This window comes from Peptoniphilus mikwangii, from assembly GCF_000468535.1.
Taxonomy (GTDB): Bacteria; Bacillota; Clostridia; order Tissierellales; family Peptoniphilaceae; genus Anaerosphaera; species Anaerosphaera mikwangii.
On record NZ_AUQY01000005.1, the window covers coordinates 277,644 to 301,357 of the forward strand.

The 23,714-nt window shown below is 31.9% G+C and carries 19 protein-coding genes; 5 read left to right on the forward strand and 14 right to left on the reverse strand.

Annotated features, from left to right (window positions below; translation table 11 throughout):
• Window positions 1-14: 14 nt before the first annotated feature.
• From M915_RS07485 to proC, 7 genes are all read right to left on the reverse strand, one after another.
• On the reverse strand, window positions 15-7,799 hold the full coding sequence (locus M915_RS07485; RefSeq protein ID WP_115737027.1) for a Cna B-type domain-containing protein: 7,785 nt from the start codon (window positions 7,797-7,799) through the stop codon (window positions 15-17).
• Between the two features lie 55 nt (window positions 7,800-7,854).
• Window positions 7,855-8,097, reverse strand: coding sequence for a hypothetical protein (locus M915_RS06290; RefSeq protein ID WP_036730426.1), 243 nt, complete (start codon window positions 8,095-8,097; stop codon window positions 7,855-7,857).
• Between the two features lie 594 nt (window positions 8,098-8,691).
• Window positions 8,692-9,474 (reverse strand): type III pantothenate kinase, encoded by a 783-nt coding sequence (locus tag M915_RS06295; RefSeq protein WP_036730428.1) that lies wholly within the window; start codon window positions 9,472-9,474, stop codon window positions 8,692-8,694.
• Window positions 9,475-10,233 carry an ECF transporter S component gene (locus M915_RS06300; RefSeq protein ID WP_036730429.1) on the reverse strand — a complete coding sequence of 253 codons (759 nt, stop codon included), beginning with the start codon at window positions 10,231-10,233 and terminating at the stop codon, window positions 9,475-9,477.
• 52 nt (window positions 10,234-10,285) lie between these two features.
• Window positions 10,286-11,254 carry a P1 family peptidase gene (locus M915_RS06305; protein WP_036730430.1) on the reverse strand — a complete coding sequence of 323 codons (969 nt, stop codon included), beginning with the start codon at window positions 11,252-11,254 and terminating at the stop codon, window positions 10,286-10,288.
• 15 nt (window positions 11,255-11,269) lie between these two features.
• The gene (locus M915_RS06310) at window positions 11,270-11,854 is read right to left on the reverse strand and encodes a DJ-1 family glyoxalase III (RefSeq protein WP_036730431.1); all 585 of its coding nucleotides are present in this window, start codon (window positions 11,852-11,854) and stop codon (window positions 11,270-11,272) included.
• 13 nt (window positions 11,855-11,867) lie between these two features.
• Window positions 11,868-12,647: a pyrroline-5-carboxylate reductase gene (gene proC / locus M915_RS06315; protein WP_009221613.1), complete on the reverse strand. Its 780-nt coding sequence runs from the start codon at window positions 12,645-12,647 to the stop codon at window positions 11,868-11,870.
• A gap of 87 nt (window positions 12,648-12,734) precedes the next feature.
• Here proC and M915_RS06320 point away from each other — a divergent pair, with 87 nt between their 5' ends.
• The 5 genes from M915_RS06320 to M915_RS06340 all read left to right on the forward strand — a co-directional run bounded on the left by M915_RS06320 (window position 12,735) and on the right by M915_RS06340 (window position 16,479).
• Window positions 12,735-13,295 (forward strand): chromate transporter, encoded by a 561-nt coding sequence (locus tag M915_RS06320; RefSeq protein WP_036730432.1) that lies wholly within the window; start codon window positions 12,735-12,737, stop codon window positions 13,293-13,295.
• Entirely contained in the window at window positions 13,288-13,851 is a 564-nt protein-coding gene (locus tag M915_RS06325) for a chromate transporter (protein ID WP_235043773.1), read from the forward strand. The genes M915_RS06320 and M915_RS06325 overlap by 8 nt, the downstream gene beginning before the upstream one ends.
• Window positions 13,852-13,988: 137 nt before the next feature.
• Window positions 13,989-14,813: a DUF975 family protein gene (locus M915_RS06330; protein WP_036730434.1), complete on the forward strand. Its 825-nt coding sequence runs from the start codon at window positions 13,989-13,991 to the stop codon at window positions 14,811-14,813.
• Window positions 14,814-14,834: 21 nt separating this feature from the next.
• Window positions 14,835-16,136: a DUF1576 domain-containing protein gene (locus M915_RS06335; RefSeq protein ID WP_081689758.1), complete on the forward strand. Its 1,302-nt coding sequence runs from the start codon at window positions 14,835-14,837 to the stop codon at window positions 16,134-16,136.
• Entirely contained in the window at window positions 16,129-16,479 is a 351-nt protein-coding gene (locus M915_RS06340) for a hypothetical protein (RefSeq protein WP_051259812.1), read from the forward strand. Before M915_RS06335 ends, M915_RS06340 begins: the two co-directional genes overlap by 8 nt.
• Before the next feature lie 130 nt (window positions 16,480-16,609).
• Here M915_RS06340 and M915_RS06345 read toward each other — a convergent pair whose 3' ends face one another.
• Genes M915_RS06345 through M915_RS06375 form a run of 7 tightly spaced genes read right to left on the reverse strand, consistent with a single transcriptional unit; the run spans window position 16,610 to window position 23,710 of the window.
• Entirely contained in the window at window positions 16,610-17,392 is a 783-nt protein-coding gene (locus tag M915_RS06345) for a SigB/SigF/SigG family RNA polymerase sigma factor (RefSeq protein WP_009221617.1), read from the reverse strand.
• A 10-nt stretch (window positions 17,393-17,402) separates the two neighbouring features.
• On the reverse strand, window positions 17,403-17,750 hold the full coding sequence (locus M915_RS06350) for an ATP-binding protein (RefSeq protein ID WP_009221618.1): 348 nt from the start codon (window positions 17,748-17,750) through the stop codon (window positions 17,403-17,405).
• Between the two features lies 1 nt (window position 17,751).
• Complete coding sequence (locus tag M915_RS06355; RefSeq protein ID WP_036730436.1) at window positions 17,752-18,057, reverse strand: STAS domain-containing protein; 306 nt, start codon at window positions 18,055-18,057, stop codon at window positions 17,752-17,754.
• Window positions 18,058-18,067: 10 nt separating this feature from the next.
• Window positions 18,068-20,488 carry a DNA gyrase subunit A gene (gene gyrA, locus M915_RS06360; RefSeq protein WP_009221620.1) on the reverse strand — a complete coding sequence of 807 codons (2,421 nt, stop codon included), beginning with the start codon at window positions 20,486-20,488 and terminating at the stop codon, window positions 18,068-18,070.
• An 8-nt stretch (window positions 20,489-20,496) separates the two neighbouring features.
• Complete coding sequence (gyrB, locus tag M915_RS06365) at window positions 20,497-22,416, reverse strand: DNA topoisomerase (ATP-hydrolyzing) subunit B (RefSeq protein ID WP_036730438.1); 1,920 nt, start codon at window positions 22,414-22,416, stop codon at window positions 20,497-20,499.
• A 14-nt stretch (window positions 22,417-22,430) separates the two neighbouring features.
• Window positions 22,431-23,516 (reverse strand): DNA replication/repair protein RecF, encoded by a 1,086-nt coding sequence (recF, locus tag M915_RS06370; protein ID WP_036730440.1) that lies wholly within the window; start codon window positions 23,514-23,516, stop codon window positions 22,431-22,433.
• Window positions 23,516-23,710, reverse strand: coding sequence for an RNA-binding S4 domain-containing protein (locus M915_RS06375; protein WP_009221623.1), 195 nt, complete (start codon window positions 23,708-23,710; stop codon window positions 23,516-23,518). Before M915_RS06375 ends, recF begins: the two co-directional genes overlap by 1 nt.
• Window positions 23,711-23,714 lie beyond the last annotated feature (4 nt).

Here is a 23,714-nt window from a genome sequence, read left to right on the forward strand (position 1 = left end):
GCAACTTTATAATACTAATATTTCTTCTTTTTAAATACACTCACAGCATATATTCCAACCACTATTATTGTTGCCATTTCTGCATATAGACCTGAATTGACAAATCCGGTTTTTGGAATTTTTTTGTATTGAATAACTTCAGGCTCCTTTGGAATTTCCTTTGGAATTTCTATATTTTTAATTCTAAATCCTTCTTCCATGTCTCCTGTTATTTCTGTCTTATATCCTTGTTGTTCTTCTTCTCCTATTGTGTATTCTATTTTATTTCCTTCGTCGTCGTATGTTTTTAAGTCTTTAAATGTGTATTTCCAATTTTCTGATTTTGTCAGAGTTTTGCTTTCTATTGCTATTCCATTTGCATATAGCGTTATATTTATGCTGTCAAGTTCTTTTCCTTCCCACTCTTTCTCAACATTTACATAGGTTGTTTCATCTATCACCGGTTGTGTTTCCAACGGTGTATATGTTGATGTCGGTGGTGTAAATGGTAATTCCTGCGGTGTATACGGTGGTGTGTATGGTATCTCCGGAGGTGTATATGGCGGTATCCATGAATTTTTCTCTTTATTGGTTATTGTCAGACCGTCTTTCATTGTTCCGCTATAGCTTACTTCATACCACTTACCTGCTAATTGAATGGATGAACCGCTTTCTCCAACTTCCTTAACTGTATATTGATAGTAGTTTGTACTTCCAAGTCCGTTTGCCACTTCAAGTTTCTCGAACTCTCCACTCCAGTTATTAGCCTCTGTAAGTTCAAGTTTCTCGCCTGTAGCTACTCCGTCTTTATATAGTTCTACTTCTATTCTATCTATAGGAGCTTCAATGCTGTTTTCTGAGTTGTCTTTCCATTCTTTAGTAACTTTGAGATCTCTTGTCGGCGGTTCCATCGGCGTCCATGGCATTTTTTCTCTGTTGGTAACCGTAAAACCATCTACCATTGTACCATCATAAGTAACTCCATACCATTTGTTATTCAATTGAATAGCATTTCCGCTTTCGCCGGTTTCTTTAACTGTATATTGATAGTAGTTAGTACTTCCAAGTCCGTCCGCCACTTCAAGTTTTTCGAAAGTTACAGTCCAGTTATTGTCCTTTGTAAGTTCCAACTTCTTTCCTGTAGCCACTCCGTCTTTGCATAACTCCACTTCAACACTTTCAATAGGAGCTTCTGCGTCATTTCCTTGAATGTCTTTCCACTCTTTTGTTACTTTAATATCTCTGGTTGGCGGTTCCATCGGTGTCCATGGTAACTTTTCTTTGTTGGTTACTGTAAGACCGTCTTTCATTGTTCCGCCATAAATAACTCCAAACCATTTACCGACTAATTTAATTGCTGAATCGCTTTCGCCAACTTCCTTAACCGTATAATTGTGATTTACCCCGCCTAAAGTTGCTGATACCGGCAATTTTTCAAAAGTAGCAGTCCAGTTATTTGCTTCATTCAAAGTAAGTTTTTTACCCGTTGAAACATTATCTTTCAACAATTCCACTTGAATTTCATTAACAGGTATTGTATGTCCTTCAAGCAAATCCCAAGTCTTTGTTACCTTTAAATCTCTTGTAGGAATTTCCATCGGTGTCCATGGCAGTTTTTCTTTATTTGTTACTTTAAGACCGTCTTTCATAGTACCAGTGTAAGTAACGCCAAACCACTTGCCGGCTAATTGAATAGCATTTCCGCTTTCGCCAACTTCCTTGACTGTGTATTGATAGTAATTTATACTTCCAAGTCCATCTGCCACTTCAAGATTCTTGAATTCTCCGCTCCAGTTATTGCCTGAGTTCAGTTCAAGTGTTTTTCCTGTTTCAACTCCGTCTTTATATAGTTCTACTTCTATCTTATCTACAGGAGATTGTACATTATTTCCTTGAATGTTTTTCCACTCTTTTGTTACTTTAATATCTCTTATCGGCGGTTCCATCGGTGTCCATGGCATTTTTTCTTTGTTAGTTACTGTAAAGCCGTCTTTCATTGTACCAGTATAAGTAACACCAAACCACTTGCCGGCTAATTGAATAGCATTTCTGCTTTCGCCAACTTCTTTTACAGTATAATTGTGATTTTCTCCGCCTAAAGTTGCTGATACCGGTAATTTTTCAAAAGTAACTGACCAATTATTGTCTTTTGTAAGATCTAATTTAGTACCTGTAGCTACTCCATCTTTGTATAATTCTACTTCTATCTTATCTACAGGAGCTTCCTTAACATTGCCTTGAATGTCTTTCCACTCTTTAGTTACTTTGATATCTCTGGTTGGCGGTTCCATCGGTGTCCATGGTAACTTTTCTTTGTTGGTCACAGTCAAACCGTCTTTCATTGTTCCGCCATAAATAACTCCGTACCACTTATTATTCAATTGAATAGCATTTCCACTTTCGCCGGTTTCTTTAACTGTATATTGATAGTAGTTAGTACTTCCAAGTCCATTTGCCACTTCAAGTTTTTCAAAAGTAACAGTCCAGTTGTTATCCTTTGTAAGTTCCAACTTCTTTCCTATAGCCACTCCGTCTTTGTATAACTCCACTTCAACACTTTCAACAGGTGCTTCTATATCATTGCCTTTATAGTCTTGCCATGCTTTAGTTACTTTGATATCTCTGGTTGGCGGTTCCATCGGTGTCCATGGTAACTTTTCTTTATTAGTTACTGTAAGACCATCTTTCATAGTTCCAGCATAAGTAACTCCAAACCATTTATTATCAAATTTAATAGCAGAACCACTTTCTCCAACTTCTTTAACTGTATAATTATGATTAGCTCCGCCTAAAGTTGCTGATACCGGCAATTTTTCAAAAGTAGCAGTCCAATTATTTGCTTCATTTAAAGTAAGTTTTTTTCCTGTTGAAACATCATCTTTAAATAATTCTACTTGTATTTCATTAACAGGTATTGTATGCCCTTCAAGCAATTCCCAAGTCTTTGTTACCTTGACATCTCTTGTGGGAATTTCCATCGGTGTCCAAATTAAAGACCAAATTGCATATAGCTCTACATCTTTATCCAAAGTTCCTGTTTTAAAAGTATTGCCTTTGGTATACATAGTACCTTTGCCATCAGCTTGTGTATTCCATCCTTTGAATACATATCCGGATCTTTTCATTGTACCCGCACCTAAAACAGTTACTTTATCTATGTCAGCATCATTTCCGTCTGTTGTAACGGATGGATAGTATTCATTATTATCCTTCGGTGCTTCTCCCGTTACATCAGCATGATTCTTGTTGTAAATGATATTTCCATAAACGATAATATCATATTCCGCTTTTACTGTATCTTCAGGTATTGCCTGATTGCTACTTGCCAATGTGTTGGTTGTTGTAACTTCGGCTTTAATTTTACCTGTCGTCTTTCCCTTTACTTTACCTTGATTATCAACATCCGCTACATCATTTTGTAACTCAATATATTTTAATTCAGGAGATACAGTAGGATGGTCACTTGTTGCCACAGCTTTAGCTGCTCCTTCCCCTGACTCTTCTCCAACATGAAGCTTAACGGTCTCCGTTTTTATCTTCGGAGGGTGAATAAGTCCACAACCGATGATATCAAGTGATTTATCTCTTACAAGTTCAGGTAATTCAGGCGTTCTATAGCTTGTTCTGTCAAAATCGGAATTTTTGTGTTCCGACATATCCGAATCTTCCGCTTTTAATGTAAGTTTAGTGTCACCATTTGGCATTGTAACCTTTATCCACTGACCTTTATCAAGCATATAGCTCTTTAATTCATATCTTCCATTTTCATCTGTAGTTGTACTGTGAATCAAAGTATTGGCAGGGATTAGCTTATTATTGATAGTTACATCATGATTAGGAGAATATAGTTCAAGTTTAAGATCTTTTACTTTTGTTTCTCCCTCATCAAGTTTTCCGTTTTCATTCTTATCCCACCATACATCTGATGAAATAATAGAAAAATTTCCATACACATATTTTGCAGGATTGATATAGCCACTCATCTTATATCCTGTATAGTCGGTTGTTTCAAAACTTCCGCCAATATATGCTTCAAGTTCATCAGTTGTAGTTTTAGCATTAGTTCTAAGTGGCAATTTAATATTTACCTGACTACCCTTAGGAAGTTCTCCTAAATCAAGTTTGACATGTGTTACCTTTGACCAATCCGTAATATTTTCCGCTGAAACGAAAGTGTTTCCACCGTCCGTGCTGTAAGTGAATTCCTGCTTGCCCGGACGACTGTCTCCCGTAACAACCGCTTCACCTGTCAAATACATATTAACCTCAGTTTTCGGCGTTTGAACCGTTTCATTTTGCTGAGTATATGATACTGATTTATCTTTTTTAGGAATTTCAATAATTGCCTTAAATTCCTTAAATCCATCTGAATCCGGAGCTTGAACGGAGAAATCTCCTCGTAAATTATCTCTTTCATCAGGGTAGAATTTTTGTGTAGGAAATTTACTTCCCGCTGTTCCATATACGATATTATCATATTTTCCCGGGAAAATATTTGATCCTACAGCCGTATTCTTGGATACAATGACTTCAACCTTGCTCAAATCTATTCCAAATAATTTCTTTTCCTTCGTAGCATCAAGTGCATTTGCCGCATTTTCAGTTAGCTGAAATAAATCGCCTTCGAGTTTTGCATAACTGTAGTATTCTTCCTTGCTGCCGTCCAGCTTGCTCTCCAGTTTACTCATATCATAGTAAACCATTCCGTATGGATGATGCTCATTTTCTCCCGGAGAGGTAACACTAGTATATCTGAAACTCTTTAACGCAATTACAACAGGGTCTTCCATAAATTTAAGTACATTGTCATTGTAGTAATAATAGTAAGAAAACGCCTTATTCTTAGTAATTTCCCTAATTTGTCTATTTAAAGCTTGTATTCCCGCTTCTGTAATAGACATTTTAATCCATACTCTGCCGTCAGCATCCTTAATCTGTTCGATTTTCACATTGCCGGATGCATTATCATAACCTAAAAATTTACAACTATCCACATCTGCGGCAAATTGTTTATCCGTGATTTCCACATAGGCAGATTCAGGGATTCCATAAGGCATCTTACCCGCTTCAGGCATATCTGAATTCATGGCATAAGCATAAGCCTTTGTATTAAATCTAACTTTTTGCATACTTGTTCCAGTCTGTGAAATGGAATTAATCGTATCATCACCGGTATTTGAAATGACATTATCCGCAGTCTTATTGGTAACAATATAAGTTCTTGTCAAAAGACCGTAACGTTGCGGTGTTTTTATAGCATTCCATGCCCTACCACCAAAAGCTTGTCCTTTGCCCGCATCATGAATATGATTACCGTCGCTGCAATTGCCATTATAGTATTTACCTTCTAAATTCTGAATAAAGTAATTAGGTCCATACCAAGCACCTTTTTCCTTCTCTATCGTAAGTGGATTTCCTTTAAAATCCGTATTTCTTAATTCATATTCAATATTTGAAAATAATACAGCTTCCCCTGTTTCTTTATCAACAAACGGTTCAATATTATATATTCCGTCATAGCTTAGGATAATACTTGACAAATGTTCCACACTTCTGTCAATACCAAGATCTATTTTTGTTCCGTCTTCAATATCTCCAATATCATATACTTTATCCGCACTTTCCGATCCGGATTGATTGTCGACAGTTTTATAGATGATTTTCCATCCGCTTAAAGCTTTATTCGCTGTAAATTTACCAGTCAAAAGTCCGGTTTTATCAGCCTTCGTATCCAATCCCTTAAGATTCAAAGTTCCTACTGTCATATCAATTCTCGGATTTTTTGTTACTGGAGAAAATTCCTTTTTAGTTCCATAATCAAAGAACAACTTCCAAGTATCATAAAAAGTTCCATTTTCTGCTTGATTAGGAAATAATACATTTTCTTTTAATCTAGCACCAGTACTCTCAGCTTTCAAAGGCGTACATTTCTTTTGAGTTACTGTCGTCCAAAAGAAATCGTCCTTTGCTTTTCCACTGAGATTATTCACAGGATTTTTTACAGCCTTGTCAGCCTCATAATCAAAATTGTCATTTACATCAGCAGTTGGATCAGTTGATTTTGCAGAATATTTTACCTGTAAATGTCCTGTAGCTGTAGGCGTAACATAAAAGTCAAATTTACTTTGAGCATATGACTGCCTTCTGGTATTTTCATTATATCTTCCTGCAAAATGTGTAGTTGCATTAAAGATATCATTATTTAAATATTCCCAATACACCTCAACTTTAGTTACTCTTCCACCGGAAGTATCAAAGTTTACTTTAGGAAAATTATGAACTTTATTTGCTAAATGAACAGGTGAATTTACATCTACTGTATGTTCATTACCATCTGCCGTAGTATAAACAACCTTTGCTACTTTATAAGAAGTATTATTCCATGTTTGAGCAGTTCCTTTCCATGCAGTAGGTTGAATTTCTTCAGGAAACTCATAAGTTTCAACCGTAGCTCCGGTCTTATTCTTTGGAAAATACTCATTCCATTCTCCGTTTGCATCTTTCAATATATAATATTCATTACTTAAACGAGTATAACCTACATCTGTATAATTCGCATCAGGAGATACTGCATTTGCAGTATAATATCCTCCTGCGTTTTTATAAAGCTGATATCCCGGTCCTGCAAAGCTATGAATCTCATATCCATCTACAGTATGAGCTTTCATAGTTTTAATCTTTACACCTTGATCATCAGCACTGACGATAACTTTCTTTTTGCCGTCCGTTCCGTTTGGAGTCTCAAAAACAAATTCAGGTGTTGTAGCTTCATATAAAGTGTCAGAACCGATATCTTCTATTCCATCCGGAACTTGCCATACAGGTGAAAATCCATTTGAAAAAACTTCACTCCATTTATGATCGCTTCCATTATTATACATAGATTTTCTTGGCGTTAAAATATAATAATTTCCCTTGCCGTCACCATCATTTTTCATTTCACTAACGCTTACATAATAAGCAAGATCTAAATCATATAATCCATTTCTGATTTGTAATTTTTTTAAAATAAAATTTCCCTCAGCACTTGCAGTTTTTGGAACATAAACTTTAATATGTTTCAAACTCATTAGAGGAGTATCTCCATCATGAATCGTCCCCTGCTTATAATAATAGTAGTCCCTGTTACCTGTAAACGGACCGCTTGCAGGATCTGTATCATAAAAATTTATAAAACCAGAATTTGCTATCTTTGCCATGCTACTTGCATTTAGATGACGATCTCCTGTTACTGTCGTTTTAGGATCATTATAATTAATCGGTGACATTCTCCACTTATATTCTGACGGATTTCCTGCACTGTTAATCGGCTCGTTGTTTTCTCCCTCACAGGCAGCAACATTAAGCTTTGTTTCAAGTTTTCCCTCGTTCAGCCACTTTTCACATTCTTTAGCGGTCAAACTGCGTCTGTTAAAAGCGATATTAAAAACCAAGCTTGCACTACCGCCCAAAGATCCAAGAAAATTATCATTTATATCATAAATAATTTTTACAACTTTATCATAATTCTTTTGCGATACAGGATCCAACGGGATTACATTGCCATTTGCATCAAGCATGGTAATTTTTTCAAACTGCACTCCTTCAATGCCGGGGTTGGAAAGTTTGAATCCGTAAGACGGTATATCCACTACAATTCTTTGGTCGCCGAACTCATTGCTGCCATCATCCTTCACACGGAAAAAAGGCGTGTAATTTATAGTAAACAATGTATCCGTCATAGTTGCCAAATTATATTCGTTTATTGACGTTCCGTCACCGTTTGATGTATCATTAATCTTATGACTGTCATCATATACCGCAAGTTTACCGTTTGTCATAGGTGCACCCTTAACAGACGGAGATTTAATTAGAAAATTTTTATCTAAAAACTTCTCAGTTCCATCTATATTTATTAACAGCTTTCATAACTGTTTCTTTAATCTCATTCCCCGATAAGATATTTCTGTCTTTGGCATCAGGTTCTTTCTTCGACTTTATGCTTAATTTTTTCGTAACCGTAGTTTCTAACGATTCACTTTCTGCAAAAACACTACTGCTTGGAACGATAACTCCTAAAAGTATTATAAAAGCTAATAAAAAAGATATTACTTTTTGTAATATTATCCTCTTTTTCATTGATTTTATTTCCCCCTCTTTATTCCTTTTCAAAATTTATAATTTTAATTTTGAAAACAAAATTAAAGTTTTATTTTCAAAGGATACCTTTATAAACTAATGATAACCTCAGCCAACAAAACCTTTCTATATCAAACTATATAAATCCCATTTCGTATATTATACTAAATTACGGTACAAAAAGTCTACTTTTTTTAACAATTATTTAGCAATTTTAACTTATAATTTCTTTACTTTTAGTATATCCTTTCTCTTTTAACCTTTAAACTTTGAATATAGACATAATTTATATCAAATATTTCAATTTTTTCTAAGACTTTTTTGTTATCTCAAGCATTCTCTTCTGTCATCTCGACCGAAAATGAACGAAACTAAGTGCAGTTAATTGCAGTGGAGAGATCTCTTTTCTTTCTACCGTTATATGAGATTTCTCCATTCCATGCCTAAAGGCATTTCAGTCGAAATGACAAGGGAAAAATGCTAACGGGACTACAGTCGAAATGACAAAGAAGGAAGTCTATTAAGACTTCAAGCAAAAACATGAATAGAAAGATCTATCGTATTGAAATAAATAAAAAGATGTCTTAATAAAAATTAAGACATCTTTTTATTTATTTCATATATTATTTTAAGTCCTTTTAGTGTCAAATTATTATCTACAATTAAATTATATTTTGAATCTTTTGTGAGTAATGACGAAAAACTTCCCGTCATTACTATATTGACATCTTCAGGTTTTAATTCCAATTCAGTTAATATATAACCTATTATTCCATCTATTGTGCTTACATATTGATAATATAGTCCGGACTGCATAGCTTTTACCGTCGTATTTCCTATAACTTTTTTAGGTTCTACTATCTCTATTTTAGGCAGTTTTGCATTTTCAGTTGTAACTACGTCTCGTGCAATCTTTATTCCAGAAACTATAAGTCCTCCAAGAAAATCAGATTTTTCATTTACGACATCAAACGTCAATACTGAACCGGAGTTTATTATAATAGCACTTCCTCTAAATTTATTTAATACGGCAACTGCATTTGAAATTCTATCTGAGCCCACTTCTTTCGGATTTTCACATTTTATGTTAAGTCCTGTTTTAATTCCAACTCCGACTATCACAGGTTCAAGTTTACAATATTTTTTAATCATCTTTTCAACATTGTAAGTCATATCGGGAACAACTGATGATATTATAACTCCATCTATATTGTGAAAGCTTATATCTACATCTTGTAAGAGAAGCTTATATAGAATTCCTATTTCATCAGCTGATTTTGAAATATCAGTTTTTATTCTAAATTTGTATAAGAGCTCATCTTTATTATAAATTCCAAAAATTGTATCCTTATTTTCTATATTAATTGCTAAAAGCATTTATTTACCTCTTCCTAAAAGCATTGCTTTTACTACAGCTGTTGTAATTATTACCGACAGAATAGCTTCAGGTATTCCTGATGTAACAGTTACTCCTAAAATTGCAGTTCTTGCTTGTTCGATAGGTTTTCCGATAGTATTCATATATCTTTCCGCATATATAATATATATGCCTCCAAGTACAAAAATCGTATTTGTCATAGAACCTAAAAATGCTGCAGCAGTTATTGAAAAATCATTATTCATATGCTTATAAGTATAATAGAGCATAAATATTGAAATTACTAAAAATATTCCCATCAGTACAAGCGTAGTTGTGTTTGCATTAGATTTAATATTTTTTTGTAATAGATATGCTAAAAATGCTATTATTACAAGCCAAGCAACAGTTGACGCTTTTTTTAGGCTGTTTTCGTTTTTATCTTTTAAAAACCTGTAAACATAAGCTGAAACTAACCCTATCAAAATTCTCGGAACTATTGATATCAACGGATTATAAAATACAAATGATATAGGTCCCGGCCTTGTTATTGCATTAAATAAACTTGATACTCCAAATATTAAACCGACTGCCGCTCCTACAATCGGACCTTCCAATATTCCTGCAATTATTACAGGAATGTGCATAGTAGTTGCATTTATTATTCCAAGCGGAATAAAACCAAGGGGAGTAAGTCCTAATACTACAGTAACTGCTCCAAGCATTGCTGCTACTACAAGTTGTCTGTTTGTAACAGATCTCTTTCTTCCATTATTCATTTTTTACCTCCTGATACGGTTCTTAAAGATACCGTTCAATATATTACTAATCCTACAAATTTATATCTTCATAGGAGATTAGCCCTTTTGTTGTTTTCGACGAATATACCGCATTTGAAATTGCTCTTGATATTACCTTTGCTGCCGTCATACCTACAAAGCTGATATCAGCCTCTACTTCTCCTGTTGCTATTGTAAATATTGTATCTCCGTCAAACATGGTATGCACAGGTTCTATACTTCTTGCATATCCGTCGTGTGCCATTTGCGAAATTTTATTACAATTTGCCTTAGTTAATTTTGCATTTGTTGCAACTATTGAAATCGTCGTATTTGTTGCCCTATTAAATGCATTATAGTTTGCTGTTTTTTCTTCATAAATTTTCATTGTATCTAAAAATTTCTTTTCTTCTCTTGAATATACGCCTGCGATTTGAATACCTTTTTCAGCATCATATATATCTCCAAATGCATTTAGAACTGTAAGTGCTGTAATTTTTAAATTGCCGATTTGGATGGATGCTTGTCCTATTCCCGACTTCATTGAAAAATCATTTCCCAAGATTTTTCCAACAGTTGCTCCTGTTCCCGCTCCTATACAGCCCATAGACGTATCTTCGGTTTTAGAATTTTTGCAAGCTTCATATCCCATCTCCAAGTCGGGACGACAATGTGGATCTCCTACAGCTAAATCAAATATAACTGCTCCTACTACTATAGGAACTCTGCATACGGTAACATCCATTCCAAGCTCTTTTTCCTCTAAGTATTTCATAATTCCGCTTGCAGCATTAAGTCCATAAGCAGATCCTCCGCTTAGCATAACACAATTTACCTTCTCTACAAGATTTTCAGGTCTTAATAAATCCGTTTCTCTTGTTCCCGGAGCACTTCCTCTTACGTCTACTCCACATACAGCTCCTTTTTCAGGTATTATTACCGTAACTCCTGTAAGTCCGTCAAAATTTTGTGCATGACCTACTTTTAAATTTCCTACATCAGTTAAATATCCACTATACAAAAAATCACATCCAAATTATTTTACTTCATCTCTTTTTATAAAATCAACTAATTTCACAAAAAGTGTATCTTCTTTTATTTTTTCAGCACTGTCTTTGTTTTTTAATGCTTCTATTAATTTAAAAGCTATACTTTGTGCAAATGCAGGTCCCATTCCCGTAATTATATTTTCATCACATACAACTGCATTATCCAATCTATTTTTAGAACTCAAATTGTTTTCATATCCCGGATAGCACGTAAACTTTTTATCTTTTAATAAATTTATTTTGTCAAGTACAACAGGTCCTGCACAAATTGCAGACACAATTTTTTCTTCCATATAGTACATTTCTACAAGTTCAAGTACTCTCTTTTCGGCTGCAAGATTTACTGCACCTGGTAACCCTCCCGGAATATATACCCCTCTATATTCCTCAAAATTTATTTCATCTATTGTCTTATCTGCAATAATTCTTACTCCGTGAGAAGATTTTACTTCTTTCTCTTCAGAAATACTGACAAGTTCCACTTCAAGATTTGCCCTTCTCAAATAATCACAAACTGTTAAAGCTTCTATTTCTTCAAATCCTTCAGCCAAAAAAATAATTAAATCTTTCATATGTTTCTCCCCCTTACATATTTTTAGATTTTTCATTCGCAGCACAAATTGCATCTATAATTGCCGCTCTAAATCCCATTTTTTCTAAAACTCTAACTCCCTCTATAGTTGTACCTCCCGGTGAAGTTACCATATCTTTAAGCTTTGCAGGATGTTCTTGTGTTTCAAGCACCATTTTTGCAGATCCCAAAACAGTTTGAGAAATAAAATTATAGGCGTCTTCCCTCTTCATTCCATTTAAAACCGCACTATCAGCTGCAGCTTCAATAAACATATATACATAAGCCGGCAGACAACCACAAGCTGCTGAAAATGCAGAAAATTGTGACTCATCAAGTCTTGCCGCCCTTCCAAATAAATTAAAAATTTCAATAACTTCTAAAATTTCATCTTCCGTTAAAATTTCATTAGGACATATTGCAGACATTGCCTCAAAAACCATCGCAGGCGTATTCGGCATAGTCATTACAATTTTTTTATTTGGAAGTAATTTATTTAATTTTTCAATAGTAAATCCCGCTGCTATCGAAATTATAATTTTATCATTAACCGTATCTCTTATTTCATCAATTACTGTTTCATACATATTAGGTTTTACGGCTAATATTATATATTTCGAATTTTCTACAAGTTCTGAATTTGAAGATGCTATTTTTACATTTTTATATTCTTCAAATTCTCTTAATTTCTCATTACTTCTATTTGAAATTATAATTTCTCTATTATTTTTTATAAGTCCATAGGCTATGGCCTTACCCATATTTCCAATTCCTATTATTCCTACTCTATTCATAATATCCTCCTTATATTATTATTACATAAATTTTAGAAATTTTCCATTATTTGACAATGGTGTTATAATAAAAACGGTGATTTTATTATGAAAAAAATATCTTTAATTAAGCTTTTTTTGACATTTTTTAAAATAAATGCCGTTACATTCGGGGGCGGATATACAATTGTACCCGTCATAAAGGATGTTTTTGTAAATGATTATAAACTGCTTTCTGAAGATGAAATGCTTGATATTTTGGCTCTTGCCCAGGGAGGACCGGGTGCAATGGCAATATCTACATCAATTTTAACAGGCTATAAGTTAAGAGGTGTAGCAGGTGCATTAACTACACTGAGCGCATCAGTTCTTCCATGTCTTATAATTCTCTCAACTGTTTCCATATTTTATTCCAAGTTCAGAACAAATTTTTTTGTAAATGCGATACTTGACGGAATAAGCGGAGTAATATGTGCCGTACTATTACTTACAGTTTATAATATGGGAAGTATTGCATATAAAAAATATCCCGGATTTTCGAGTATAGTCATGATTTTAATTTTTATTTTAGGTTTTTTCCTAAAAGTAAAAACTTCTCATTTGATTCTTCTTTGTGCAGTTCTCGGAATAAGTATCTTTTTTGTAATAGACAGGAGGTACCATGGATAATTTAATTGTTCAACTGTATTTTACTTTTTTAAAAATCGGAACACTTGCTTTTGGAGGAGGATATGCTTCAATACCACTTATCGAAAGATACATAGTAAATGAAAATAATTGGATTTCTAAAATGGAATTTCGTGATTTAGTCTCAATTTCACAAATGACTCCCGGTCCTATCGCAATAAATTCCGCAACTTTTGTAGGACAAAAAGTCGGCGGTGTTTTAGGTTCGATTGTCGCAACAGCAGCTATTGTAACTCCACAATTTCTTTTAATGATGTTTCTCGGACATTTTTTATTTAAAAAGAATAAAAAATTTAAAGTTCTTGAATGGATGCTAAACGGTATAAGAGCCGGTCTTGCATCGTTAATTTTTATGTCTGCATTAAAGCTTATACACACAAGTATGTTTCCAAACGGATTTTCAAATGTGAAAATTTCTGCAATAATAACATTTATAATCGGATTTATACTCTATTACAGAAAGGTCGATATGCTAAAATTAATTGCTATAGGTGCAATTCTCGGAATAGTTTTGGAAGCCGGTTTTATATTTATTTAAACTGTTGATTAATCATAAAAACCTCTTAAAGTTATTAACAATTTAAGAGGTTTTTTGTTCATTTGTGGATTACTCAACTTTATTAATTGAATTTTTTATTTAACTAATGCTATAATTAATTTATAGGAGGTATTAAAATGTGGACAAGAAAACAACTTAAGGACAACGCAAAAATATTTTTGAGAAAACATTTAAAAGAGGCAATTATAGTATGTATTATATTTTCAATTTTGAATACCAATATTAATTTTGAAAAAAGAGAAAGTCATTTTCCTTTTTCCGAAACTAAGTACAAATACCAGTTTCATTTAAATAAGCATATGATGCCGCACAAACACTTTTTAAATGTAAAAAGCGAAAACTCAAATTTACCTAAAGAAGGTTTAAAATTATTAAGAATATCAAATATTTTTAAACCTTTAGTATCAATTGTAAGTGCAGCAACTTTTACAATAGCAAACTCTATTATAGTTATGATTATAATTATTTTATCCGTTGTTAAAATTTTTATATTAAATCCGATTAAAATCGGAATGCTGAGATTTTTTATAGACGGATATGAAAATGATAATGCCGACATTTCTAATGTTATAAGTGCATATAGAGATAACTCTTGGTTTAAATTATCCGTTAAATTATTATTAAAAGACATATTTATTGCACTGTGGACCTTACTTTTAATAATTCCCGGGATTTATAAATCATATGAATATTACTTCGTAGATTATATTCTTGCGGAAAACCCTGATTTATCTCTTGGAGAAGCAATTTCAATAAGTAAAAAAATGACCGAAGGTGAAAAATATGATATTTTCGTTTTAAACCTTTCTTTTATAGGATGGGAAATTCTATCGTCATTGCTGTTTGGACTTGGTGTCATACTTTTAACTCCATATGAATATGCAACATATACAAATCTATATTTATTTGACAAAAAAATTAAACTTGAAACTATTATTTAATCCCATATTACCCTTTTGGAGGTGTTTATTATCGAGACTCAAGTATTTTCAAGACTTAAAAACAACAAATCAATATCAAATGATTTTAAATTAAAATTCATATTTTATTTTGCATTTTTATTAATGCTGAGCAGCCTTGCTTTTAATTCACCTACAGAAATACTAAATGGCATGAAGAAAATTATACTTTCTCCATGCCATTTGATTACAGATTACATAGCAATTTCAAATATAGGTGCCACTCTGTTTAACGGAGGTATTATGACACTTATATCCGCAATCGTATTAAAGAAAAACAAAGCAACCATAACAGGTCCTATTATTGCCGCAGTATTTACTGTATGCGGATTTTCATTTTTCGGAAAAAACATATATAATTCATTGCCAATTATGTTTGGTGTATATTTGTATTGCCTTGTTGAAAAAGTAAAATTTAACAAAGTTTTAATTATAAGTATGTTTGCAACAGCATTATGTCCAATGGTAAGCTTTCTTACATTTTCAGCCGGGCTTAGTTTGAAATATGGAATAATTGCAGGATGCAGTGTGGGAATTTTAATCGGATTTGTAATTTCACCTCTTGCATCTTCATTTCTAAGTTTTCATCAAGGTTATAATTTATATAATACAGGTTTTACCGCAGGAATGATTGGAATGTTCTTAACCGGATTTTTGAGAATGTTCGATAAAAATGTTGAAATCAGAAATATTATATCTCTTGGAAATAATTTAAAAATTTCATTTTTTCTATTTCCATTTTTCTTATTTTTATTTATACTTGGATTTATCATAAATAACAGATCATTTTCCGGATATAAAAAACTTATGAATAATACCGGAAGACTGATTGCCGATTTTGATTTGATATATGGAAGCGGAATAACTCTTATAAATATGGCGATTATGGGAACTATCTCAACTATCTATGTCTTACTGATTGGAGGAAATTTAAACGGTCCGATACTTGGAGCCATATTTACGATAATCGGATTTTCTGCATTTGGAAATCACCCCAAAAATTCAATTCCTATTTTAATCGGAGTGTATCTCGCACAGTTTTTTAATAAATATAATCCTAAATCTACAATATCAATGATAACTGCACTTTTCGGAACAACCTTAGCTCCGATTGCAGGAGAATTTGGAATAATTTGGGGAATCATTGCAGGTTTTTTCCATGTTTCAATGGTAATGAATATAGGATATTTACATGGGGGAACAAATCTTTATAATAACGGTTTTTCAGGAGGTTTTATTGCAGCAACCATTGTACCTATAATAAAATCCATTAATAATATAATTGAGAGGTTTAAAGATGAATAGCGTAATAAAAAAAGAAGAAATAAAAGCAAGAGAAATATCAGATGAATTGATGTACTATTTTTTTTCGGAAAACATTCATACATTTTCAATATATGTAACATTTTATGAAGATCATTTCATTATAAGTGCGAGAGGAAAAACCAAAACTCCCCCAAAAAGTGTAGATGACTTAATGTTTATAATGAATTCAAAGAGAATGAGTGAAGTTGAAGATTATTATGACGGAATTTTAGGATTCGGTCACACAGGTAGTGACTATAATATACTCGGAACGCTTATTGATGAGGCAAGTGTCACATTTGAAGATGAAATTTTAAACTTTGTAATAAGAAGAAATTTTTAATAATATAAATTATGCCGGAGATTTAAAAATATTATCTTCGGTTTTTTTATTTTCTGTTCTATTTTAAATTTTTATTATTAATTTTTATAATATAGCTTAGCATAAATAAAAGAGCGGTGTTATCCGCTCTCTACATTATTTTTTTTATCTCTTCTCTCATTTTTTTCAGCACTTTTTTTTCTATTCGAGATATTGTCATCTGAGATATATCTAATTTTTCAGCTATGGCAACTTGAGTTTTCTTTTCAAAGTATCTTTCTATCAGAATAGTTCTTTCCATATCATTTAATTCAGACATAGCTCTTTCTAAAAAATCTTTCATTTCTATCTTTTCAAAATATTTTTCATTTTCTCCAACTAAATCTGCAAGGTTCAATTCCTTATCATCTCCATTAGTATCATAAGTTACATCTAATGATTGCGGTGTATATACCTTGCTTGCTTCCATAGCTTCAATTACTTCTTCAGGTGTTGTTTCAAGATAATCTGCTATATCCTCTACTGTAGGAATTCTTTGAAGTTCTTGAGTTAGTTGAGTTTTAGCATTATTTATTTTTTTGGATAGTTCTTGAATTCTTCGTGGAACTCTGATTGTCCAACCCTTATCTCTGAAATATTTTTTTATTTCTCCTATGATTGTAGGTGTTGCAAATGATGAAAATTCATATCCTTTTTCAAAATCATATCTGTCAATAGCATATATAAGTCCGATAGATGCAACTTGAAATATGTCATCATAATCTATTCCTCTTCCTGAGTATTTTTTAGATAATATTTCTGCTATATACAGATGCTCTTCTATTAAAATATCTCTGATTTCAGGGTCTTTATTCAGTTTATATGCTTCAAAAAGCTCTTTTCTTTCACTTTTATCAAGTTTTCTTCCCAAAATATGATATTCTTCTAATTTCATAGCATCTTCCCTATAAATTAATTATAAATATTATTGATTCATCTTCAATATAACTATCATCTACAAGACATTCTATTATTGTGTTTGAAAGTGAAAGCTGTTCAAGTCTTTCTATTTTTTCTTTACATATTTCAGATATTGTAACTTTACATTTTTCATCTGTTACTTCAATTTCGATATTTATCATTTCGTTACATTGAAGTTCATACGCTATTGTAAGTCCTTCATTTATTGCCATTTTTATATCTTCAACTGTTTCTATATCAAGATTTAAATTTGACATTATACCTGATACAAAAAGTCTTACTGAACTAAAATATTCCGCCTTATTTGGTATAGAAAGGTATATATTTTCCATATTAATCCCTCATTTCGAATACGCTGTCAAGCTTTGTTATTGTAAATAATTTTTTTATACTCGATTTTACGTTTATAAGTGTTATTTTATTCTCATCTTCCGAAATTTCATTTAATATAAAAATCAACGCTCCAAGTCCTGTTGAATCAATATATTCAAGTTCCTCAGCATCTATTAATATATTTTTTTTATCTTTTCTGTATTTATTTATAACACTTTCTTTAAATTCAGGTGAGGTATATACATCAAGCTCTCCTTTTGGATACACTATTAATTTTTCTGAATTTTCAAATTCTATATTGAACATACTTTTCTCCTCAATCACCAATATATTTTGCAACTGCAACTACTTCTGAATCTTTTATATTCATAAGTTTTACTCCTGATGTAGATCTTCCCATTACAGAAATACCTTCAGTTTCTATTCTTATTATTATTCCCTCTGAAGTAATCATCATAATTTCATCATTTTTATCAATTATCTTAGCAGATACAAGATCTCCGGTTTTATCTTTTACCTTATATGTTATTATTCCCTTACCTGCTCTTGATTGAATTCTATATTCATCAATCGGTGTAAGTTTTCCAAAACCGTTTTGAGATATTACAAGAAGATACTTATCGGCACTTACTACATCAAATCCTACTACTTCATCATCTTTATTAAGTTCTATTGCTTTAACTCCCATGGATGTTCTTCCTGTAAGTCTTACTTCATCTTCTTTAAATCTTATACTCATTCCCTTTTTAGTTACTAATATAAGTTCATCTTCTCCCGTTGTAAGTCTTGTACCTATTATTGAATCTCCATCTCTTAAAGTCATTGCATTAATTCCTGATTTTCTTATATTTTTTATTTCTTCAAAAGATATTCTCTTTATAATTCCATCTTTTGTAGCCATAACTATATTTAAATTAGGGTCATATTCCCTAACAGGAATTATTGACTGAACTTTTTCATTTGCAGAAAGATTTAATATATTTATTATTGCCGTTCCTTTCGATTGTCTTGAACTTTCAGGTATTTCATATGCTTTAAGAACATAGGCTCGTCCAAGATTTGTAAAGAACAATATCAAATCATGAGTTGATGTTATAAATAAATCATTTACAAAATCTTCTTCTCTTGTAGTAAGAGCTGATATTCCTCTTCCACCTCTCTTTTGAGGTTTATATGTTCCCTCCGGCATTCTCTTAATATATCCGAATTGAGTAAGTGTTATTACAACATCTTCTTCTTTTATTATATCTTCAAGATCAATTTCTCCTGCCGCGGATTTTATTACAGTACGTCTTAAATCACCGAATTTATCTCTTATTTCTATTAATTCATCTTTTATTATAGACATAAGCTTTTCATGATTTTCTAATATTTCGGTAAACTCTGCAATTAATCTTATTAATTCTTTATATTCTTCATCAAGCTTTTCTCTTTCAAGTCCTGTAAGTCTTCTAATTCTCATATCAAGAATTGCTTGACCTTGAATTTCTGTAAGTCCGAATTCTTCAGTAAACTTAATTTTTGCCTCATCATCATTTCTTGATGATCTTACTATTTCTATTATTCTGTCAATATTATCAAGTGCAATTTTCAATCCTTCGACTATATGTGCTCTTGCTTTAGCCTTTTCAAGATCAAATTTTGTTCTTCTTGTAACTACATTAATTTGATGATCTACATAGTATGAAATAAGTTCCTTTAAATTTAATATCTTAGGTACTCCATTTACAAGTGCAAGATTTATTATTCCAAAAGTTGTTTGCATTTGAGTATTCTTATATAACTTATTTAAAACTACATTAGGGTTTGCATCCCTCTTTAGATCAATTGCAATTCTTATTCCCTTTCTTGTAGATTCATCTCTTATTGCAGAAATTCCATCTATTACTTTATTTTTTACAAGCTCTGCAATTTTCATTATAAGATTTGATTTATTAACCTGATAAGGAATTTCTCTTACTACTATTCTTCTCTTATTTTTTTCTTCTTCAATTTCTGCAACTGCTCGAACTTGAATTTTTCCTCTTCCTGTCTTATAAGCCTCTTTTATTCCCTCTCTGCCCATAATATATGCACCTGTTGGAAAATCCGGCCCTTTTATTGTATTCATAAGTTCATCAATAGTAATTTCTTCATTATCTATAAAACTTATTGTTCCGTTTATTACCTCTGTTAAATTATGAGGCGGCATATTTGTAGCCATACCTACCGCAATACCTGCTGAACCGTTTACCAAAAGATTTGGAAATCTTGACGGCAAAACAACAGGTTCAATTTCTTCTTCATCAAAATTCGGTTTAAAGTCAACAGTATCTTTATTTATATCTCTTAGCATTTCCTGAGTGAGCTTTGTCATTCTAAGCTCAGTATAACGCATAGCGGCAGCACTGTCTCCGTCTATATTACCAAAGTTTCCCTGTCCGTCAACAAGAGGATATCTTGTATTAAATTCTTGTGCAAGTCTTACTGCAGCATCATAGATTGATGAATCACCATGAGGGTGAAATTTACCCATTACATCTCCGACAAGTCTTGCAGATTTTCTATATGGTCCATTCGGTTGAAGTCCAAGAACTTGCATTCCGTAAATTATTCTTCTATGAACAGGTTTCAATCCATCTTTAACATCCGGCAAGGCACGAGATACTATTACACTCATAGAATAATCAAGATAGGATTTTCTCATTTTTTCTTCTAATCCTACATCAATTACTCCTTTATCATAAATTTCAGTCATATTTCCTCCTATGCATCTATATTTTCAACAAATAAGGCATTTTCCTGTATGAAATCACGTCTTGGTTCTACTTCAGAACCCATTAACATTGAAAAAGTCTCATCAGCTTCTATTGCATCTTTTATTTCAACTTTTAAAAGTATTCTGTGATCAGGATTCATCGTTGTTTCCCAAAGATCTTCAGGATTCATTTCACCAAGACCTTTATATCTTTTAATGTCAAATTTTTTATCACGTCCAAGCTCATTTAAAGCTCTTTGTAATTCTCTATCATCATAACAATATCTAAGAGCCTTCGTACCTTTTAATATTCCAAAAAGCGGAGGTTGTGCAACATACACATGTCCTTCTTCAATAAGAGGACGCATATATCTGAAGAAAAATGTAAGAAGAAGTGTCATTATATGTGCACCGTCAACATCGGCATCTGTCATAATTATTATCTTATTATATCTTAAATTATCTATTGAAAATTCAGAGCCTATTCCTGTTCCGAAAGCTGTTATCATGGCCTTTATTTCATCAGAATTTAATATTTTATCAAGTCTTGCCTTTTCTACATTCATTATTTTTCCTCTTAGAGGAAGTATTGCTTGAAATACTGAATCTCTTGCATCTTTTGCAGAACCGCCGGCAGAATCTCCTTCGACTAAAAATATTTCTGTTATTTCGTTATCTGAATTTTGACAATCGGCAAGTTTTCCGGGAAGTGTCATAGATTCAAGTATATTTTTCTTTCTTGTAAGATCTCTTGCTTTTCTTGCAGCTTCTCTCGCTCTTCTTGCTGATAGAGATTTTTCAAGTATTGTCTTTGCAACTTTAGGATTTTCTTCAAGAAAGCTCGACAAATTTTCAAATACAGATGAATCTACGATACCTCTTGTTTCTGAATTTCCAAGTTTTGCTTTAGTTTGTCCTTCAAATTGAGGATTTGGAAGTTTTACACTTATTACTCCTGTAAGTCCTTCTCTAACATCTTCTCCCGAAAGATTTTCTTCTTTATCCTTAATTATATTATATTTTCTGCCATAATCATTAATACATCTTGTAAGAGCAGATCTAAATCCCGAAAGATGTGACCCTCCTTCTTCTGTATTTATATTATTTGCAAATGTGAGTATATTTTCTGTGTATGAATCCGTATACTGAAGTGCTATTTCAACAGCTGTATTTTCTCTAATTTCATCAATATATATTATTTCCTTGTGTATTGCAGTTTTTTTTCTATTTATATATTCTACGAATGATTTAATTCCACCTTCATAGTGATATGTTTCATCTTTTCCAATTCTATGATCTATAAATTGAATTTTTATCCCCTTATTTAGAAATGCCATTTCTCTAAATCTTTTAGATAAAATTTCAAATTCAAATTCAACAGTATCAAAAATTTCAGGATCAGGTCTAAAAAATATTTTTGTTCCGGTTTCTTCTTTTTTCAGTTTCTCTACTTCAATTAACTGAGTTTTTGCAATTCCTCTCGAAAATTTTTGTTCATATATATTTCCGTTTCTCTTTACATTTACAATAAGCTCCGTGGAAAGTGCATTTACAACTGAAACCCCAACTCCATGAAGTCCTCCTGAAACTTTATAAGCTCCGTTATTAAACTTTCCACCTGCATGTAAAATTGTAAGAACTGTTTCAACTGTACTTTTTCCTGTCTGTGGGTGTATTTCAGTCGGAATTCCCGAACCGTTATCTGATACACTGACAGAATTATCCTCATAAATTTCAACTAAAATATGATCACAAATTCCGGCAAGTGCTTCATCTATTGAGTTATCCACAACTTCATAAACTAAATGATGAAGTCCCTTTGAACCTGTAGAACCGATATACATACCCGGTCTTTTTCTTACAGGTTCAAGACCTGTAAGGACTTGTATGTCTTCTGCTCCATACTGTCTGTTTTTATTTTCTTTCATTTCCTTCTCCTAATCTAATAATTGATAATCTGTCCATTTTTTATTTCATAAAAATCAGCATTTAAACTTCTGAAATTCTCTTCATTTAAATTTGTAGAAGTTATAAATGTCTGCATATTTTTTAAACTATTTATTAAATAAGATGCTCTATTTTTATCAAGTTCTGAAAATACATCGTCAAGAAGTAGTAAAGGGCTGTTTTTTTGATAATTTTTTATAATATCCACTTCTGATAACTTAAGACTTAAAACAACAGTTCTTATTTCTCCCTGTGAACCATAAGTTTTAGCACTTAAATTTTCTATTTTAAAATCTATATCATCTCTGTGAGGACCTATTGTAGTGAACTTTATTTCTAAATCTCTTTTTCTACAATTTTTCAAACTGTCTAAAAATATTTTTTCCATTTCCTCTTCATCAGACATCAGAGGAATTGTACTTAAATATGTTATTTTTAAATTTTCCCCTCCGGATAAATTTGAAAAATGATATTTTACATAATTTTCAAATTCTTTTAAAATTTTAAGTCTTTCCCTTAAAATTTTAACTCCATACTTTGCAAGTTGAAAATCATATACTTCAAGCAAATCATAATTTATATTTTTCTTTAATAATTTATTTCTCTCAAAAATTATTTTTCTATATCTATATAAATTATGCTCATATACAGAACTTAATTTTAAAATTAAACTATCTAAATATTTTCTCCTTTCCGATGGAGAAAATTTTACCATATTTAAATCTGACGGAGAAAATATAACAGAAGAAAAATCTCTTCTATATTTGCTTAAATTCATATCATCAGAATTTATAGAATATTTATTTTTCTTATCCTTATAGATATTTACATCCAAATAATCCTCATATTCAAAATTGATTGAAAGAGCTTTTAAATTTGTCTGTTCTCCTCCAATTTGAATAAGCTCACTGTCTTTTACGGTTCTAAATGATTTTCCAACAGTTAAAACATAAATTGCCTCAAGTAAATTTGTTTTTCCCATTGCATTTTCACCGGTTATAACATTTATTTGTCCTTTTGGATTATAATATAAATATTTATAATTTCTAAAATTTGAAAGCTCTAAATTTAAAATCTTCATTATTCGCCGACAATAAATGTCTCTCCGTTAAATTCAACTTTATCTCCATTTACAAGTTTTTTTCCTCGTCTATATTCAATTTCTCCGTTTACAAAAACTTCTCCCTGTTGTATAAAAAGCTTTGCTTCTCCTCCGCTTTGAACTAAATTTTTAAGTTTTAGAAAACTGTCTAATTTTATATAATTATTTTCCATTTTA